The sequence below is a fragment of the Lysobacter sp. N42 genome, assembly GCF_004344885.1.
Window position 1 is genome coordinate 590,964 of sequence record NZ_SKFB01000001.1, and the last position, 18,066, is coordinate 609,029.

Genomic DNA, 18,066 nt, shown 5'->3' on the forward strand with positions numbered 1-18,066 from the left:
ATAGGAGCAAATTAAACTAAGCTAGGGGGCTTTTAAATCCGTCTGGTTTTATCGCCAGTAGGTCACAGTCTAACTGTTCGATGACATGCTCCGCAGTGTTACCCAACAAAGCAGCAGAAATACCTGTTCTACCAATGGTTCCAAGTACAACCAACTCTGCGTCTAATTCTTTAGCGATGGCTGGAATACCGTCGTCGGGAATACCGTCACGGGTGTGGGTACGTTCAATAACAGGCTCAAAATCCGAGATGAGCTCCTGCATTGCCTGCTTATGATGGGCTTCAACATTTTGTTGATATTGAGCTGTGTTAAAGTCAGGTATTTCAACGGCAATAGCGGTTGGAGTGCCAGGGTAGAAGTTGACTAAATGTAACTTTGCTTTGATATTTTTTGCAACAAAAGAGCTGTGAGTAATTAACTTTCTATTGAGGGCTTGGTGTACTTCGGAATCAGAGGCCGCATGCACAGCAGTAAGTATGGTTCCGTTGTCTTGCCAAAGGTGGTCTTTAACAAGTAGCACGGGACAGGGGGCTTTTCTCAGCAGGCTCCAATCGGTTGGTGTGAAGATAACACTCTGAAGTCCTTTGTGTTGGTGGGTACCTTTAATAATGAGATCGTACTTCTGTTCAATCGCATGATGAATAATCGACTCAAAAGGACGGTGATGCCAGACAATATGCATGTCATAAGTGATTCCTGTTAGGTCATAATCTTCCAACAGGTCGCTCACCCATTGTCGCCGATCTTCTATTAAAGAATGACGCATTTGCTCGCGTTCTTCGCCAGAGAGCATTGTAGTCATTTCGTAAGCGAAGTCGTAAATAGAAAGAAAAAGGCTTAAAGAAGCACCTTGTACTTTAGCAAGATGAATCGCTCGAGAAAGTGCTTTTTGCTCTGTGGATTCACCGTCTAATACAACTAGTATATTTTGATACACAACGCATACCTCTGTGTAAGAAACTAATTTAATCTTAGTTCAAGCGGCGCTTTTGTACTAAATATTTTCGTTATTGGGTGTTAGTAGTTGACTGTTTTTAAAGGACAGTTGACCGCTTGCACGCCTGAAATTCGTTTAAGTGAATGTTCATCGAGGATATGTATAAACCGACCTTCAACTTTTAACCATTTCTCTTTTTGAAAGCGGCTAAGAATTCTACTCACGGTCTCAACGGTAATGCCTAAATAATTGCCTATCTCATTGCGTGTCATGCTTAGTCTGAACTCACTTGGACTCAACCCTCGTATCATAAAACGAGACGAAAGCTCGAGAAAGAAGGTTGCTAGTCGCGATTCAGCGCTTTTAGAGTTAACCGCCGACAAGAGATGTTGGTCTTGCTTAATTTCTTCACTCATAAGCTTTAATATTTGCTTGTGAAGTGCAGGTAGTTGGCGACTCAATGACTCTAAGTGATTAAAAGGTATTTCACATACCATGCTGGTTTCTAGCGCTTCCGAATACCCTTGGTATGTTTCATTCGCTATCGACGTGAAACCAATGAGGTCGCCAGGCAAGTGAAAGCTAGTGATCTGTTCATTGCCATTGTTGTCGACATTGAACGTTTTAAATGAACCCGATCTAACAGCAAATAGAGAGTGTAAAGGTTCGCCGTTACTAAATAGCGTGTCGCCTTTTTGATAAGGGCGCTTTCTTTCAATTATAGCGTCAAGACGATTAAGAGAGTTCGTATCAAGTGTGTAGGGTAAGCACAGTTGGCTAATCCCACAATTTTGACAACTAATATGTATAGAACCCGGCTTCTGCGTCATTTCGCTCTCGTAAATTGGTAAGCATTAATGGAGTTGCATAACTCCAACGTAAATTGTTTGTACGCCATATACTGCCAAAACAAACGAGAATGTCCAACGAAAGGTACCGCTTTTCATGAATTGTTGAAGTTTACTGGAGAACACACCCACGGAAATCATGCTAGGTAGTGTGCCCAAGCCAAATAGCAGCATGAATAAAGCGCTATCAATAATAGTTGAGCCGGCAGCAGACCAAGTTAGAGCGCTATAAACTAGACCGCATGGTAGCCATCCCCAAATCATGCCAGACGCAAAAATTGCTAAACCTCCGGGTAAGTTCTTGGTGTGTTTACTCAGGGGCTGAATATAACGCCAAAGGTAACTTCCCATTTTTTCAACCCATAGTAATACTCGAGTAACGCGTAGCAAGTACACTGCAAGCAGCAACATCATGATACCTGCTAATACTCGAAAATATATCAGGGTTTGCTGGTGTACGAGCTCTAAACCAAACGTTAGGGTTCCAACGATAACTCCAGCAAGCATATACGAAATAATGCGACCGAAATTGTAAATGAATAGCTGTTTCAATGATCTTTGAAAACCAACTGCGCCTGCTAAACCGCCGCACATGGCTAAACAATGACCGCTACCAGCAATCCCCATAACAAAAGCAGCTAGAAAGTCGAGAGACATGGTCATTCTTGTTCTGGGCTTTTAGTTTTTTTATCTTTTTTAGGCTTGTCGTCATCCAATAGGAGATTCATACCTTGACGCTCAAGATCGTCAAATTGCCCATTTTTAATAGCCCAAAAGAAAATGATAATGGCGATCACAACCAAGATAATGGCGATAGGAACCATAATATGTAGTGCTTCCATAAACTCCTCAGGTTTCGACTACTTTCGAATGAGACGGAGCGAATTCGTAATGACAATAAGTGAGCTCGCTGACATACCTAGCATAGCAATTAATGGGTCGACAAATCCGAATGCCGCTAACGGTAGAATAATGCCATTGTAACCGAACGCCCAAATGAAGTTTTGGAAAATTACGCGCGCGAGTCTTTTTGAGTATTGAATAAAATAGACTAAAGACGATAGCTTTTGATTTAAAATAACTACATCAGAACTTGCCTGAGCCAACTCACTACCCGCAGAGAATGTCACTGAAACATTTGCGCCTGCCAGCACCGGTCCATCATTAATGCCGTCTCCAACCATTAAAACTGGGGTCGAACGCTGCATTTCTTGAAGCTTCGAAAGTTTGTCTTGTGGGGTTAAACCGGCATGAACCTCTTTTATACCAACTTTATCTGCTATCTCTTGGGCTCTACCGTCATTATCTCCAGTCAGCATTACACAATGATAACCCTGCTGAGATAGTGCGCTGATGGTTGATTTCGCGTCGTTTCGCAATTGATCGTCAACACGCCATGCGGCAACCAGCTCGCCGTTGTATGCCATATATACGTTAGCGCTTGGAAGTGTGCAGGCCATAGGTATTTTGTGTTGTGCGAGAAAAGCATGGCTACCGATAAGGATTTGCTTGGCTTGGTACTCTGCGTACAGACCTTTACCTGGAATATTCTCTACGTTTTGAAGATATGTTTCGGAATCTCGTGCAGTGAATGCTTTAGATATCGGGTGCTCAGACCAAGACTCAAGTTCACATGCTAACGTTAGCCACTTATTTTGATGTTCAGATTCAGCAAACCAACTATCGGTAATTTTAAAGTGACCTTCGGTTAAAGTCCCAGTTTTGTCGAAGCATATTGTTTTTATGGCGTTTACATTGGTACTCGCGTCTGCATTTTTCAAAAGTACGCCTAAACGATTTAATCGACTAACAGCACTACTCACGGCAGTTGGTGATGCCAATGCTAGGGCACAAGGGCAAGTTGCAACGAGTACGGACAACAAAATCCAAAAGGCTCGGTCGGCATCTACCCAAAGCCAAGTGATATAGGTTATCAGGGCAATAATAAGCGTACCCAATACAAGGTTTCGGCCAATTCTGTCTGCAACATCGATGGCTTTAGGCTTTAGGGCTAACGCGTCGTCCTGTAGCTGTATTATTTTTGCCAGTAACGAATCTTGGTAGGGCTTAGTTACAATAAGTTGTAACGGCGTGTCTAGGTTAAGACTACCTGCATACACATTCTCGCCCTTAGCTTTGGGAATTGGATGGCTTTCTCCGGTTAATTGCGCTTCATTTACATAGACTTTTTGTGTTTCGATTTCACCGTCTATGGGAATAACAGAGCCAGGTTTAACACGAACTTTGTCGCCAGCGCTAAGTTGATGAACCGGCTTTGTTTGCCATTGTTCTTCGTGCCAAACTTCAGCAAAGCTTGGCGTCAACTTCATTAAGTTTGCAGCGTCTGTAATTGCCTTATGCTTAGCGAGTAATTCTAGATATCTTCCCGTTAACAGAAAGAACGCAAACATGGTTACACACTCGAAATAAACTTCACCTTGATTAGTAATGGTGGCGTACATACTGGCGAAGAATGCGAAGATAATGGCGATGCTAACAGGTACGTCCATGTTAAGCGTTCGAGTTCGAAGAGCTTTGATTGCATTTGCATAGAATGGCTGGCAGCTGTATACAAATACCGGAGCGGAAAAGAGTAGGGAGACCCACCAAAAATAGAGCCGGGTAGTACTGTCGATATCGTCATAATACAAACCGAATGCAACCATCATGGTTTGCATAGAAGCAATACCGGCTACCCCTAAACGACGAATTAAGCCCTTTCTTCGTTTCTGAAATTGTTCCTCAAGTTCACCTTCTTTAAAGGGACGAGCCCGATAACCGATGTTCTCAATTTCATTCAGAATCGTACTTAATAATAGCTTCTCTTTATTCCACGTAACCCTTAGACGATCGGTGCTGCTATTTACGAAAACTTTCTGAATTCCAGGCTGTTGTTGCAAGTGTTTCTCGATAAGCCAGGCACAGGCTGCGCAGGTCATACCTTCAATCGCTAACCATGCTTCTTGACCATTCGCACTGGAAAAAGAAAACTCAGCTTGTACCTCAGGCTCATCGTAAATTGATAGGTCATCTTTTTGCAGTTCATCGGGAACTAAAGGAAGGATGTTATTGTTTTCTGTTTGCCGAAACTTATAAAAACTTTCTAGATCTTGTTCAACAATAGTCTGTGCCACGGCTTGGCAACCGTAACAACACATAGGCTGACTTTGCCCCATAATATCTACATGAAGGTTCAAGCCCTCTGGCACTGGCTGATGGCAATGAAAACATGCTCTAGTCATGTCGCTGGTCTATACACCATAGTCGAGCGGTCGCAGCTCAATAACACCTGGAGCCGGTAAATGAATGTTTTGGCGTACTTCCCATGCTTGGTCGAATGGTGTTACATCAACCCGCCAATGTCCGCTAATTTCGCGTGGTAGCATTCCACGGTATGCACCGTCTGCTGCTCGAGTTAAACGCATCTGAAAATCTCGTCGCGAAAGTGTAGGGTGGTAGAAGTTGAGTCTAATAGCCGAACCATCATCGACATTGCCACTAATAAAGCGAACCACAACTTGGTCTTCAGAAAACTCTGCAGTTAATACAATGTCTAGTTCTATGGCGCGCTCAACCTTTTCAAGCCGCAAATTTATAGCTCTGCCTTCTTCATAATAATCATCGACAACCATGGAAGTAGGATTGTTGTATATGATCACGCCGGTAACAATACAGGCAATAATTACTGAGGACTTAAGCCCAATTAAAAACCACACCCAGAAAAACTTATACCACGGGCGAGGTTCTTGGTCTGATGTTTGGTTCACTGCCATATTACTTCTCACTGCTAGAAAAAAGCCCCTGAATTAGGGGCTTTCCATGCTCACTTAATTTTCAGTTATTCAGAGGGTTGGTTAAGGCTGTAGATATAGCCAGACAAAATTTTCACTTTGTCTTCACCCAGAATGGATTCCCACTGTGGCATAACGCCGTTACGGCCGTAACGCAAAGTTTCTTCTACCGCACGTTGAGAACCACCATACAACCAAACACTGTCGGTTAGGTTAGGTGCGCCCATCGCTGTGTTGCCTTTACCGTCTTGCCCGTGACAAGCAGCACAAACTACAAAGCGTTGCTCGCCTGCGCGGGCTAAGTCTCTGTCTACTGTACGTCCGCTAAGGCTTAATACGTAGGTTGCAACCTCAGTAATGCCTTGTTCACCGAATTGCTCTAAAAATGCAGGCATTTGAGCTTGGCGACCATCCATAATGGTGGTGTAAATTTGCTCTGGCTCTCCGCCCCAGCTGAATACACCATCAGTAAGGTTAGGGAAGCCTACTGAGCCACGAGCATCTGAACCGTGACACTGTGAACAGTTTTGCAAGAACAAACGCTGACCGACTCTAAGCGCATCTTCGTTGTGCGCAATTTCTTCGATGCTAAGCTGCGCATACTGTTGGAAGATAGGTCCGAACTCGTCTTCTGCACGACGGATTTCACGGTCGTATTGAACGTTTAAACCTTGCTCTCTCGCACGCTCTGTAGCTTCTCTAGACTCTTCTAGCGAGAGTACGTGTTGGTTTGAGCTCTTCCAGCCTAGTAAACCTTGGAAATTACCTAAGCCAGGGTAAAACGCCAAATATAAGAAGCCCCAAACAAAGCAGGCCCAGAACAAAATAGTCCACCATTTTGGTAGTGGGTTATTGAGCTCTTCAATGCCGTCAAATGAATGGCCCATGGACTCACCTTCTTCAACGTCGGTGTAGTTCTTCATGTTCCATCTTAATAAAATCATTAGGGCGATTAACGTACCTAGGGTAAGTACAATAATCCAACCACTCCAGAAGCTACTCATCTTTTTTAGACTCCCGTTTTGGGCTCTTTGAATCTTCTTCAGAAGAGCCCGATTTTTCGTCTTCAATCACAGATTTGGCAATATCATCAAACTTAGATTTATTTCTAGGTAAAAAGGCCCAGACACATACTAATATAATGATGCCGAATACAACGAGTGTGTACCAAGCATTAAACGATGCTCCACTCATTACGACTCCTTACTTCAGCGCTGTGCCAAGTGTTTGCAGATAAGCAATCAATGCTTCCATTTCTGTTTTACCTGCAACTTCGCTACCAGCACCTTCGATATCTTCATCTGTGTATGGCACACCCAAACGTTGGAATGCTCTCATTTTGCGTTCCGTTAGCTCGCCGGTAAGTTCACGCTCTGCCAACCAAGGGAAGCCAGGCATGTTTGACTCAGGAACTACCGCTCTAGGGTCCATTAAATGTACATAATGCCACTCATCTGAATAACGTTCGCCGACACGAGCTAGATCAGGTCCTGTGCGCTTTGAGCCCCAAAGGAATGGAAACTCCCATACAGACTCACCAGCTACCGAGTAGTGACCATAACGCTCTGTTTCATGACGCAGTGGACGAATCATTTGACTGTGGCAACCTACACAACCTTCGCGAATATAAATGTCGCGACCTTCAAGTTGCAGCGGTGTGTAAGGCGTTAGGTTTTGCACTGGCTCGTTAACCTGACGTTGGAATAGTAGGGGAGTAATCTCTACTAAACCACCGATAGAAATTGCCACGATTGCAAATACCGCAAGCCAACCTACGTGCTTTTCAACGAATTCATGTTTGTTCTTACTCATGATTCTATGACTCCTTAAGCTGTTTCTGCTTGCGGCATTGCTTCACCTTTGCGAAGCGCCGTACCACGGCATGTTTTCCATACGTTGTACGCCATGATCAGCATACCCGTAACGATAAACACGCCACCAACAAAACGAATGAAATAGAATGGTTTAGAAGCAACCAAACTTTCGACGAAGCTGTAAGTTAGCGTACCGTCAGTATTTGTTGCATTCCACATCAAGCCTTGAGTTACCCCAGAAATCCACATTGCTACGATGTACAGAACTACACCAATAGTGTGCAACCAGAAGTGGGTATTAATCAGTTTGATGCTGTACATACGTTCGCGATCGAAAAGTACCGGTACAAGGTGGTACATCGCGCCGATGGTAATCATGGCAACCCAACCCAACGCTCCCGAGTGAACGTGGCCGATGGTCCAGTCAGTGTAGTGAGACAACGCGTTCACTGACTTAATTGCCATCATAGGTCCTTCGAAAGTCGACATTCCGTAGAATGACAATGACACGATAAGGAAACGTAGTATTGGGTCGGTACGAAGCTTATGCCATGCACCTGATAGCGTCATAATACCGTTAATCATTCCACCCCATGAAGGAACGAAAAGAATAACTGACATCACCATACCCACGTTTTGCGCCCAGTCTGGTAACGCTGTGTAATGAAGGTGGTGAGGGCCTGCCCATATATAAATGGTAATCAATGCCCAGAAGTGAACAATAGATAAACGGTAAGAGTAAACTGGCCGTTCAGCTTGCTTAGGAACGAAGTAATACATCATACCCAAGAAGCCCGCAGTAAGCAGGAAGCCTACAGCGTTGTGCCCGTACCACCACTGAATCATGGCATCCACTGCACCTGAATAGATAGAGTACGACTTAGTAAAGCTTACTGGAATCGCTAAGTTGTTTGCGATGTGAAGCATAGCAACAGCGAGTATAAAGCCACCGTAGAACCAGTTAGCTACATAAATATGTGAAGTTCGGCGAATAGCGAGTGTACCGAAGAACACAATAATGAACGCAACCCAAACGAGTAGAATGAGTATGGATATTGGCCACTCTAGTTCTGCGTATTCTTTGGTTGTTGTAATCCCCATAGGTAGAGTAATTACCGCAGCAACAATTACTGCTTGCCACCCCCAGAACGTGAACGCCGCCAACTTATCGGAAAATAACCGCGTTTGGCAGGTTTTCTGTGAGATGTAATAGGCCGTCGCAAACAAAGCACTTGAACCAAACGCAAAAATAACCGCATTGGTGTGCAATGGACGTAGCCTTGAATAGGTTAACCACGGCAGGTCGAAGTTTAATGCTGGCCATACGAGTTGGGCGGCTAGAAGCACACCAACGCTCATGCCAATGATGCCCCAGAAAATCGTTGCAATAGTAAATTGCTTCACGACTTTAAGGTTGTAATCAATAGGTTGTGAAATAGTTTGACTCATTACTATTTATATCCGCTTGAGGTTGCGAGACTAGTTTAATCGTTTTCATCGTCAGCGTATCTGCTAACTTGAACGAGTGTATTCTACGAAGTTTAGGTATAAATTGCACGTTTGCAAAACGCATTTTTATGACTTTGATCAACCTTTTGAGTAGTATATTACCTGTTAGCTTAATTAGTAGGCAGATTTCACGCCCTTTAGGAATACCAGAATGAAGCATTTATGGTTGTACGCTGTTTTAATCTCTTGTTCCTTTATTGTTGGATGCAGCCGTACATCAGACATATTACCTTCCCCGTTTTGCGACCTGAATAGTCAACTTCCCGAGTGTACGTACGCTTTAAGTGGCTCTACCGTTACACTGCATGCCTCAGATGTAACTATGCCCGAAGAGCAACCGATTGTTATACAGATCAAGAGTGAACAATTGGTGGGCGTAAAGAATGCCTATTTAGAAGGTATAAATATGTATATGGGTAAAGTCCCAGTCATGTTTAGCCAATCGAGTCCCGACACGCTAGAAGCACATCTTCGCCTGGGGGCATGCGCTGAACCTCAAATGCAGTGGGAGCTCAATATTGAGTTCGACAATCCCGAGCTTTCGACACTGCAAGTGGAATTTAGTGCAAGAGCAAGAAGCAACTAAAACATAGCTGCTCGGAGCAGAATAAAATAATTTAATGAAATGCCTGAGATTTGTTAATCTATCGTTATCGATGTGTTAGATTGCTAGCAAAGAATTATAAGGAGAATGCTGCATGAGCATGGATTTGTCGCAGCAACGAAGTTCCATGAATTCATTACCTGAACTCCCGCTTATGTTGGTTAAAGCGTTACCTACTATTTCGCGTAAGGGCGCCCAGCAAGACGAGATTGAGGACTTGGAACGCACTTATTCTTGTGCGCCTATAAAGCCATCCCATTTAGAAGAATATAAATCAATGTTCCCGGGTTTTGTGAGTGAAGTTCCACTGACTTATTTTTATCTAGTGGCACAGCGTGCTCATTTGGCTCTTATGCTAGACGACAAATTCCCTTGGCCCATCCTGGGCATGGTGCACGTGGCGAATGAAATGGAACTTCATGAGACCGTGCAGGTACATAAACCTTTCGTACTCCATGTATGTATTGAATTCCCGCCAAGAGCTGGTGCGCGAAAAAGAGTTCGGCCGCAATATATCGTTAAATTTTACCAAGACGAAAAATGCGTTGTAACGTGTAAGAGCAGTTATCAAGTAGGTGGCGGCCAGAAAAGCAAGTCTCGCACGAGAGCAGAGAAAGTAGAGCAGGACGGCTGGAGTGTTATTTCTGAATGGCACCTTAAAAGTGACCTTGGTAGAAAGTACGCTAGACTCTCGGGGGACTATAACCCAATTCACCTGCATAGATGGCTATCAAGGTGGTTTGGGTTTGCAAGACCGATTATTCACGGTATGTATTCGGTAGCAAGAATGCAGGCAAGCATCGAAAGCTCTTTGCAGCAAGAAGTAACGCAATTGCAAATAGGCTTTAAACGGCCGGTTATCTTACCGATGGAGTTAAAATGCAGTGCGCATAGCGCAAACGTGCGGGTTACAGACGCAAAACAGGAAAAAGTTTTCGTGGAAGGTGTATACGCAACAGGAGACAGCGAATGACCACCGGTATTATTTGGATTGTAATTGGCATTATTCTGATTATTTCTGAGCTTCTGGCAACAAGTATTGTTGCGGTGTTCCTAGGCGTTGGTGCGCTTGTCACTGGTATCCTTTTTCAACTGGGTGTAATCAGCGCTTTCTCTAGTCAGCTTATTGTTTTTAGTGTGGTAAGTATTGCCACTCTATTGCTCGCAAGAAACAAATTAAAAACTTGGTTTATTGGCTTTACTAAAGACCAAACAGATGCTCAATCAAAGTTCCAAGAAGAGCTGGGTGAGCGTGTTACGGTACATAAAACGTTTGAAGGCGGTGCTGGGCGTGTCGTCTTAAACGGTGTTCAGTGGGACGCACGCTCAGAAGATGAGTTAGAGAAAGGTGATGTTGCTTGGGTAGTTAGCCACGACGGCATTCATTTAACTGTTTCAAAACAAAAAATAAAGTAACTAGGAATCGATAATGGATATTCAATTCGGCTCAGTATTAGCTATAGGCCTCGCACTAGCAGTTATTGTTGTTATTTTAAAAACTGCGCGCATTGTGCCCCAACGTACCAATTTTGTCATTGAACGATTAGGTAAATACCATCGAACTCTTGATTCAGGCTTTCATCTACTCATTCCGTTTATCGACAAAGTTGCTTACGTTCATACGCTGAAAGAAGAAGTTATCGATGTAACGCGTCAAGCCTGTGTAACGAAAGACAATATTCAAGTTGGTATCGACGGTATTCTTTATTTGCAGGTGATAGACGCTCACAGAGCGAGTTACGGTATTAATGACTATCGCTATGCAGCATCTCAGTTAGCGCAAACGACAATGCGTTCTGTTATCGGCCAAACCGACTTGGATAAAACGTTTGAAGAGCGTGCGAAAATTAATGAGGCTGTAGTACAGGCTTTAGACGAAGCCGCATCGCCTTGGGGTGTGAAAGTACTACGTTATGAAATCTCGGATATTGAGCTGCCTGCCAGTATTAAAGACGCCTTAGAGCAGCAAATGAGAGCCGAGCGCGAACGACGCGCGGCAATTGCTAAATCTGAGGGTGAACGTCAAGCAATGATTAATGTTTCAGAAGGTCAAAAACAAGAAGTTATTAACCTTTCAGAAGCAGAAAAACAGAAACAGATTAACGAGGCTGAAGGCCGCGCACAAGAAATCCAACTGGTTGCAGAAGCAACGGCTGAGGGGTTGAAGAAAATTGCTTTGGCAATTAACGAACCAGGCGGAAAAGACGCGGTTAACTTGCGCGTTGCAGAGCAATATGTAAAAGAATTTGGAAATCTAGCCAAAGAAAATAACAGTATGATTATTCCGGCAGAATTAGCTAATGTAGGTGGAGCAGTTGCGGGGATAACCGACATCTTGAGAAGTGTGCAGAAAAAATAAAATTAGACGCATTTAGGGTGTAAATATATGGCGATTGAGCAAAGAAAAGACGCTCTACAAGCTGGGGTAACGCTACATTCGTATCGAATTATCGAGGTTCTCGGGTCCGGAGCCTTCGGTATTACTTATTTAGCAGAACACAACCTATTAAACACCCGTCATGTTATTAAGGAATACCTTCCTGACAGCGCGTTACGAGAACACGAAAGCGCCACAGTTACACCTAAAAGTTCTTCCGATACAGAGCTTTTTAGGTGGGGCTTAGACAGCTTTTTCCAAGAAGCCCGCTTTGTTCATGAGCTCAGTCACCCAAACATTGTAAAAGTTAGTGACTTATTTGAAGCAAATGGCACGGCTTACTTTGTTATGCCTTTTCTAGATGGCATTACACTGCATGAATGGATTAAACAGAACCCTCAGCCTTCGCAAAGTTCGCTATTGGAAATCTTTGTACCAATATTAGAAGGGTTGAAATATATCCATCAGAAGGGCTTATTACACCGCGATATCAAGCCCGAAAACATCTACATTACTGATAACGGCAACCCGGTTCTTATTGACTTTGGCGCAGCACGTCTTGCTATCGGAGAAAAAAGCAGGGCATTAACTCAAGTTCTAACCCCGCATTTTGCTCCTTGGGAACAATATCGCTCTAAGGGTGACTTCACTCCCGCATTAGACTTTTACAGCCTTGCAGCATGTATGTTTCAGGCGATTACAGGTGACATGCCTGAAGAAGCACCAAACCGACTTGAGCACGATCCGGTAGAGCCACTAGCACAACGCGAACATTTAACACAGATATATTCTGTGGCGTTTTTGCAAGCGGTAGATAAGGCATTGTCGGTAAAAGCTCCGGACCGATTCCAAGATGCTTTTTCTTATCAACTAGCGTTAATGGAACACGACGCGCCAAGACCAGAGTCGGCACCTAAAACCATTGCGGCAACACGTGATGAGGCGGATCCTGTAACTCCTGATGGTATCGTTCCAGACGCACCACTTACGTCTCGAGTGTCTTCCAGTAGCGTCGAAAAAGACTCTTCTAAATCTAGTCCGAAGAGGAAGTCTAAACTTCCCGCTTTGTTTTCTATCATTATTCTGTTGGCATTAGCGGGTGGTGGTTATTGGTATTGGGATAGCTATTTAAAAGAGTCTGACACTGAAGTTAGCCTTACCTCAGGTGAAACATCTAATGCTGATGAACAAACGGCAAGCACAGCACAAGATGGCGGTGATGAAGGCACAGAACAAGATACACAGGTGGTTGCGGACATTGAAGCCAATGTAAACAACGAGCGCGAACAACCTGAAGAGCGAGCTGAACAGAGTAATGAAAATACATCTTCAGATTCTGTTGATGATGAAGAAGCTACAACATTAGAAACGGAAACTCAGACCGCACAAGAGTCGGCGCAGCAACAACAGGAAGAAATACAACGCAGACAAAGAGCACAAGACGAAAGCCTTTGGACTACTGCAGTTGAGCAAAACAGTATTAGTGCTTTTAACGACTATGTAGATAACTGCCAACTCTGTGAGCAACAAGAACAAGCCTTACAAAATATCGAAGATCTCCAGGAAGCTGCTGAGCGATCAGCTGCACTCGCAGCTGATCAACGCTTGTGGAACGTGGCAGGTGCGCAGGGAACCATACAAAGTTACCAACAATATATCGATGAGTGCCAAATTTGCGAGCAGCGTGAGGCAGCAAATGCTCAAATTAATCAAATAGAAGCCCAGAGGCTTGCAGAAGCTGATACAGCTTTATGGCGTTCGGCTAACCGCCAGGGCTCAGAAGAGAGTTATGCCCGCTATCTTGAACAATGTGAAGCCTGTAATTACCAACCCGAAGCTCAACGCGAATACAACCGGTTACGTGACCAACGTGTTGCTATGGAGCAAGCATTAGAGCAGGAGATGCGAGAGCAGACTGCGTGGGACTATGCGGCGGGTACAAATACCATAGCGGCTTACGAAGACTACCTAGAAAGCTGCGTAAATTGCGCCAATAAAGAACAAGCAAATCAAGCGATAGATCTACTTTCTCGCCTTGGAGACCGCGTTACCGTTGGTCTAGGGCAAGACTTTGCTTCTATTCAAGAAGCGATAGATGCGGCAGAGCCTGGTGCTACAATTGAAATTTATCCAGGAGAGTATACTGAGTCGGTAAGGCTTTATAAGGACGTGAGTTTAACCGGCGTAACCTCAGGCGAAGACGTAACTATTGTAGGGCAAAGCTCCTACGCGCTACACGTTAGAGCGGATAACGCGAATGTTTCGAACCTAATGATTCGCCAATTAGAAGGACCGAACTCTATTTTTGCTGTTTTAATAGACAACGGCGAACCTGTATTGGATGGATTAGATATCCGTTCTACTTCAGGCGCCGCAGTCGCTATTCGAAGTGGAGCAAACCCAACAATACAGAACAGCGAAGTTCATTCAGGAACGCAGACCGGTATTTTCGTATTCGACGGTGGTAGAGGTGTTATTCGCAATAACAGAATTCATGGTCATGAACTGGCGAATATAGAAATTAGGGATGCGAATTCCGCACCTGTTATTCAAAATAACGAGATCTTTCAGTCGCAGTATAGCGGTGTATACGTGCACAACGGTGCAGGCGGAGAGATCGTAGAGAATGACATCCGCAACAACCGCATGGCGGGCATATATTTAACACGAAGTGAAAATGTTTTGGTTCGCGACAACGCGATTTTTGACAACCAAGAAGAGGGCGTTGTATTCACAGAGAGTGCACAAGGTGAATTACGTTCTAATCGCATATATCAAAATGAAAGAGCCGGAGTCTCTGTGTCCGACGAAGCTAACCCCGTTGTCGCAAATAACGAAATTTATGAGGGTAACTCAAGTGGAGTTTTTGTTTACGACAATGCCACAGGATCTTTCCGTGACAATGTGATTTACGGGCATAGGTTGTCAAACGTAGTCGTAACAACACAAGCGAACCCAACCTTTAGAAACAATCAAATTCATAGTAGTCAACAAGTTGGCGTGTTTGTTTATGAAAATGGTCGTGGTACTTTCATCGGTAACGAAGTTTATGAAAACTCCATTGCCAACAGTGAAATTAAGGGCTCTAGCTCCGTTAACTATAGAAATAATACGTTTAGAGACTCTGAGGTAGGAATTTATTTACACGAAGGTGGCACCGGCGAGTTTTCAGATAATCAGATAATGAACAACACGGTTGTCGGAATAGCTCTAGCAAGTGACGGTAATCCCACTTTCCAGAATAATGAAGTTACGAATAATTTAGACGGTGTTGCTGCGTATCCTCGCTCTCGTGGGGTATTCCGAGGTAACGATGTGCGTCGGAATCAGGGCCGCGATTGGGCTATCGCTCAAGGGGCTAATATTAATCGAAGATAGCTGTTGTATAGAACCGATAAGAAGAAAAGGAAACAGCATGCAAGCAAACTTTTATGACGGTGCAATCGTCGGACAACGAGAAGAGCAACAGGACGATAGAACAAACCTGATTCTAGAGAACGGGTATCGTCTTTATGTATTAGCTGACGGTATGGGAGGCCATAACGCAGGTAACGTTGCCAGTAAATTGGTTTGCTCAGCTTTCCGCGACTTTTTCAGTAATTTAACGACCATTGATGATCGTGAACAGACATTGAAAACAGCTCTCAATCACGCCAATGTAGTTATGCAAGAAAAGCTCACCGAACAGAATGAATTGGTGGGCATGGGCACTACAGTCATAGCTTTGTTATTGCATGAACCAACTGGTGAATACAGCTTTATCAGTGTAGGCGACAGTCCACTATACAAACACTCTAACGGTAAACTTCAACGCATCAATGCCAACCATGCTTTTTTCGAAGACCTTAAAAAATTGGTCGAAGCAGGTGAAATGACACTCGAAGAAGCTAACGCGCATCCAGATCGCCATGCAATAACTTCTGCAGTTATGGGTAAAAGCATTGAAAAGTATGACGTTCAGAGTGGTCAATTCGGGGAAGGCGAGCTTATTGTTTTAGCTAGTGATGGTATTCAAACCTTGTCTGAAGAGGAAGATGGGGAAATAGCCTCAGTTATCAATGAGAACGACGGTGACCCAGAGTTAGCTGTAAAGGGATTATTGCAAGCTGTTGAAAAGAAAGGTTTGAGTCATCAAGACAATACGACCGTCATTATTGTTCGCTCTGAAAGCGAAAACTCAATGTCTCGCCAGAAACCTCAAGAACAAAGCACTCCTAGCACTCCCGAAACACCAGCAACCCAGGTTGAACTTCCTAGTTCTAGGGATAAGTCGGACTCACTTAAACAAGAACCACAAAAGAAGAAAGGAACAAGCAAATTGTTGCTCGGCATTGCCGTGGTAGCAGCGGCTGCAATCATTTTGTGGTTTATTTCACCTGAATTTAAAAGTGCAATTGAAGGGCTTTTAAACCATGCTGAGTAATACCGTAATAAGTAATAAGGAACTCCTGTCGTGTTGATTCGCTCGAGACACGAAGAAACTGCAGACCAACGTGCCGAGTATAACGACACGTTAAGTAATTTAGGTTCGCTATCCGTGATTACCGATCGCGGAGGTAGAAGCGAGAATCAAGATGCATGGGGAGTTTGCACCACAGCGAGCGGTGGTTATTTCTTTATTGTTGCTGACGGTTTAGGCGGTCATAAAGGTGGGCGTATAGCGGCGCAGGCTGCGATAGAAGGCGTTCAACAATATGCTCAGGGAATCGAAGGCTCGATTATCTCAGAGTCGGTTATTCGTGACGCATTCCAACATGCTCAAAACAGTATAAGGCAGCAACAACAAGAGCTGCCTGATCTCGACTCAATGCGGTCGACACTAGTGATACTTGCAATAGAAGACGGTCATGCGATGTGGGGTCATATAGGCGATGTTCGTCTTTACCTTTTTAATCAACAAGGTGTTGAGTTTCAAACTAAAGACCAGAGTGTACCGCAACTTATGGTGGACACCGGGGAAATTCAACTGGAAGAAATTAGAAACCATCCTGATCGCAGCCGGTTATTACAAGCGTTAGGCCGTCCTGATGACTCTTATAAGATTCGAGTAAGCGACGAAATTAAACAACTTAACTCTGAGTGTAGTTTTTTGTTATGTACAGACGGCTTTTGGGAATGGGTGGTCGAGTCGCAAATGCATGAAGCTATTGATAGTGACAATGTGCTGGGAACTATGAATACCTTAGAGCATTTTTTGCGAGAAAAAGCGGAAAAACACGAAGAAGACTTCGATAACTACACATTTTTGTTATTAAAATGTAGTAATTTAGATGCACAAGGCTCAAAATGGTCTGCAACGAGGCTTGTCTCGTCTTTTTTTAAACCAAAAGCAAAGCGTTAACGATGTTGAGTAGAGAGATTTAACATGCCAATGATTATGTGTGCTGCAGGTAAGCACTTTTACAACCCCGACATTCATAGCGAATGCCCATCATGTAAGGAAGACGGGCTAGGCGCTGAAGACTTCTCTGGGCGGCAAGAACCTTCTGTTAAAACTAACGTTCTCGACAACTCATTAGCGGGTACAGACGCAACGCCAAAAACAACGGCATTGCAGGATGAGACAACGGCCAAGACAACTGTTAAGAAAGACGAGGATGAGTTCACGCCGAAAACTACAGTGAAAAGCTTCGACACACCAAAACAAGAAGAAACTCCTGAAGCTCCTGTTGCGCCTGAACCTAATCAACAAGACGATGCCTCATCGCCGTCCCCATCCCAATCGCCTGATAGTGGTGCAAGCTTAAAAACTCGGGTGTTCATGGGCAACGATAACAACTCGAGTAGTGAACACTTCCCGGTAGTAGGCTGGCTTGTGGTGACGAAAGGTAAAGGTTTAGGACATGACTTCCGCCTAATTCAGGGTGAGAATCGGATTGGTCGTGGGGAAGATATGGAAGTGTGCTTAGACTTTGGATTAGACAGTGACGACACGGTCAGTCGCGACGCTCACGCCATTGTCGTTTACGATAGCAATGCACACGAATTCTTTGTTGAACGTGGTAATAGTAGAAACTTACCTATGTTGAATGGAAGTACGATTCGCCGAGACCAAAATTTGTCGTCGGGAGATATTATTCGTTTAGGCGACACAGAACTGCAATTCGTTGCTTTTTGTGGTGAAAATTTTAACTGGTAATGTGAAGTCTGTGTTGAACAAACGGGACAAATATAGAATGGAATTGA

The 18,066-nt window shown here is 44.0% G+C and carries 18 protein-coding genes; 8 read left to right on the forward strand and 10 right to left on the reverse strand.

The genetic code is table 11. The annotated features are described in order from the left end of the window. Positions 1–16: 16 nt before the first annotated feature. The 10 genes from uspE to ccoN form a co-directional block, all read right to left on the reverse strand. On the reverse strand, positions 17–937 hold the full coding sequence (gene uspE, locus EYQ95_RS02965) for a universal stress protein UspE (RefSeq protein ID WP_111914188.1): 921 nt from the start codon (positions 935–937) through the stop codon (positions 17–19). Positions 938–1,017: 80 nt separating this feature from the next. After that, positions 1,018–1,767 (reverse strand): fumarate/nitrate reduction transcriptional regulator Fnr, encoded by a 750-nt coding sequence (gene fnr, locus EYQ95_RS02970; protein WP_111914187.1) that lies wholly within the window; start codon positions 1,765–1,767, stop codon positions 1,018–1,020. Between the two features lie 24 nt (positions 1,768–1,791). Continuing rightward, positions 1,792–2,448 carry a sulfite exporter TauE/SafE family protein gene (locus tag EYQ95_RS02975; RefSeq protein WP_111914186.1) on the reverse strand — a complete coding sequence of 219 codons (657 nt, stop codon included), beginning with the start codon at positions 2,446–2,448 and terminating at the stop codon, positions 1,792–1,794. Further along, positions 2,445–2,627, reverse strand: coding sequence for a cbb3-type cytochrome oxidase assembly protein CcoS (gene ccoS, locus EYQ95_RS02980; RefSeq protein WP_111914185.1), 183 nt, complete (start codon positions 2,625–2,627; stop codon positions 2,445–2,447). The genes EYQ95_RS02975 and ccoS overlap by 4 nt, the downstream gene beginning before the upstream one ends. Positions 2,628–2,645: 18 nt before the next feature. Continuing rightward, positions 2,646–5,027 (reverse strand): heavy metal translocating P-type ATPase, encoded by a 2,382-nt coding sequence (locus EYQ95_RS02985; protein ID WP_111914184.1) that lies wholly within the window; start codon positions 5,025–5,027, stop codon positions 2,646–2,648. Between the two features lie 9 nt (positions 5,028–5,036). Beyond that, on the reverse strand, positions 5,037–5,558 hold the full coding sequence (locus EYQ95_RS02990; RefSeq protein WP_111914183.1) for a FixH family protein: 522 nt from the start codon (positions 5,556–5,558) through the stop codon (positions 5,037–5,039). 65 nt (positions 5,559–5,623) lie between these two features. Continuing rightward, entirely contained in the window at positions 5,624–6,580 is a 957-nt protein-coding gene (gene ccoP / locus EYQ95_RS02995) for a cytochrome-c oxidase, cbb3-type subunit III (protein WP_111914182.1), read from the reverse strand. After that, positions 6,573–6,770: a cbb3-type cytochrome c oxidase subunit 3 gene (locus EYQ95_RS03000; RefSeq protein WP_111914181.1), complete on the reverse strand. Its 198-nt coding sequence runs from the start codon at positions 6,768–6,770 to the stop codon at positions 6,573–6,575. Before EYQ95_RS03000 ends, ccoP begins: the two co-directional genes overlap by 8 nt. Before the next feature lie 9 nt (positions 6,771–6,779). Next, a complete protein-coding gene (gene ccoO, locus EYQ95_RS03005; RefSeq protein WP_111914180.1) occupies positions 6,780–7,388 on the reverse strand; it encodes a cytochrome-c oxidase, cbb3-type subunit II in 609 nt (202 codons plus the stop codon). A 14-nt stretch (positions 7,389–7,402) separates the two neighbouring features. Next, positions 7,403–8,839, reverse strand: a complete 1,437-nt coding sequence (gene ccoN, locus EYQ95_RS03010; RefSeq protein ID WP_111914179.1) for a cytochrome-c oxidase, cbb3-type subunit I — start codon at positions 8,837–8,839, stop codon at positions 7,403–7,405. A 211-nt stretch (positions 8,840–9,050) separates the two neighbouring features. Here ccoN and EYQ95_RS03015 point away from each other — a divergent pair, with 211 nt between their 5' ends. The 8 genes from EYQ95_RS03015 (at position 9,051) to EYQ95_RS26585 (ending at position 18,019) form a co-directional block, all read left to right on the forward strand. Continuing rightward, positions 9,051–9,485, forward strand: a complete 435-nt coding sequence (locus EYQ95_RS03015) for a hypothetical protein (RefSeq protein WP_126266327.1) — start codon at positions 9,051–9,053, stop codon at positions 9,483–9,485. A gap of 112 nt (positions 9,486–9,597) precedes the next feature. Continuing rightward, positions 9,598–10,476 (forward strand): MaoC/PaaZ C-terminal domain-containing protein, encoded by an 879-nt coding sequence (locus EYQ95_RS03020; protein ID WP_111914176.1) that lies wholly within the window; start codon positions 9,598–9,600, stop codon positions 10,474–10,476. After that, positions 10,473–10,919 (forward strand): NfeD family protein, encoded by a 447-nt coding sequence (locus EYQ95_RS03025; RefSeq protein ID WP_111914175.1) that lies wholly within the window; start codon positions 10,473–10,475, stop codon positions 10,917–10,919. The genes EYQ95_RS03020 and EYQ95_RS03025 overlap by 4 nt, the downstream gene beginning before the upstream one ends. A gap of 13 nt (positions 10,920–10,932) precedes the next feature. Next, positions 10,933–11,862 carry an SPFH domain-containing protein gene (locus EYQ95_RS03030; protein ID WP_111914174.1) on the forward strand — a complete coding sequence of 310 codons (930 nt, stop codon included), beginning with the start codon at positions 10,933–10,935 and terminating at the stop codon, positions 11,860–11,862. Positions 11,863–11,889: 27 nt separating this feature from the next. Then, on the forward strand, positions 11,890–15,258 hold the full coding sequence (locus EYQ95_RS26330) for a right-handed parallel beta-helix repeat-containing protein (RefSeq protein WP_111914173.1): 3,369 nt from the start codon (positions 11,890–11,892) through the stop codon (positions 15,256–15,258). Between the two features lie 37 nt (positions 15,259–15,295). Next, a complete protein-coding gene (locus EYQ95_RS03040) occupies positions 15,296–16,303 on the forward strand; it encodes a PP2C family serine/threonine-protein phosphatase (RefSeq protein WP_165831920.1) in 1,008 nt (335 codons plus the stop codon). Positions 16,304–16,333: 30 nt separating this feature from the next. After that, positions 16,334–17,221 (forward strand): PP2C family serine/threonine-protein phosphatase, encoded by an 888-nt coding sequence (locus EYQ95_RS03045; protein WP_111914171.1) that lies wholly within the window; start codon positions 16,334–16,336, stop codon positions 17,219–17,221. 24 nt (positions 17,222–17,245) lie between these two features. Then, on the forward strand, positions 17,246–18,019 hold the full coding sequence (locus EYQ95_RS26585) for an FHA domain-containing protein (protein ID WP_207801074.1): 774 nt from the start codon (positions 17,246–17,248) through the stop codon (positions 18,017–18,019). The last annotated feature ends 47 nt before the right edge of the window (positions 18,020–18,066 follow it).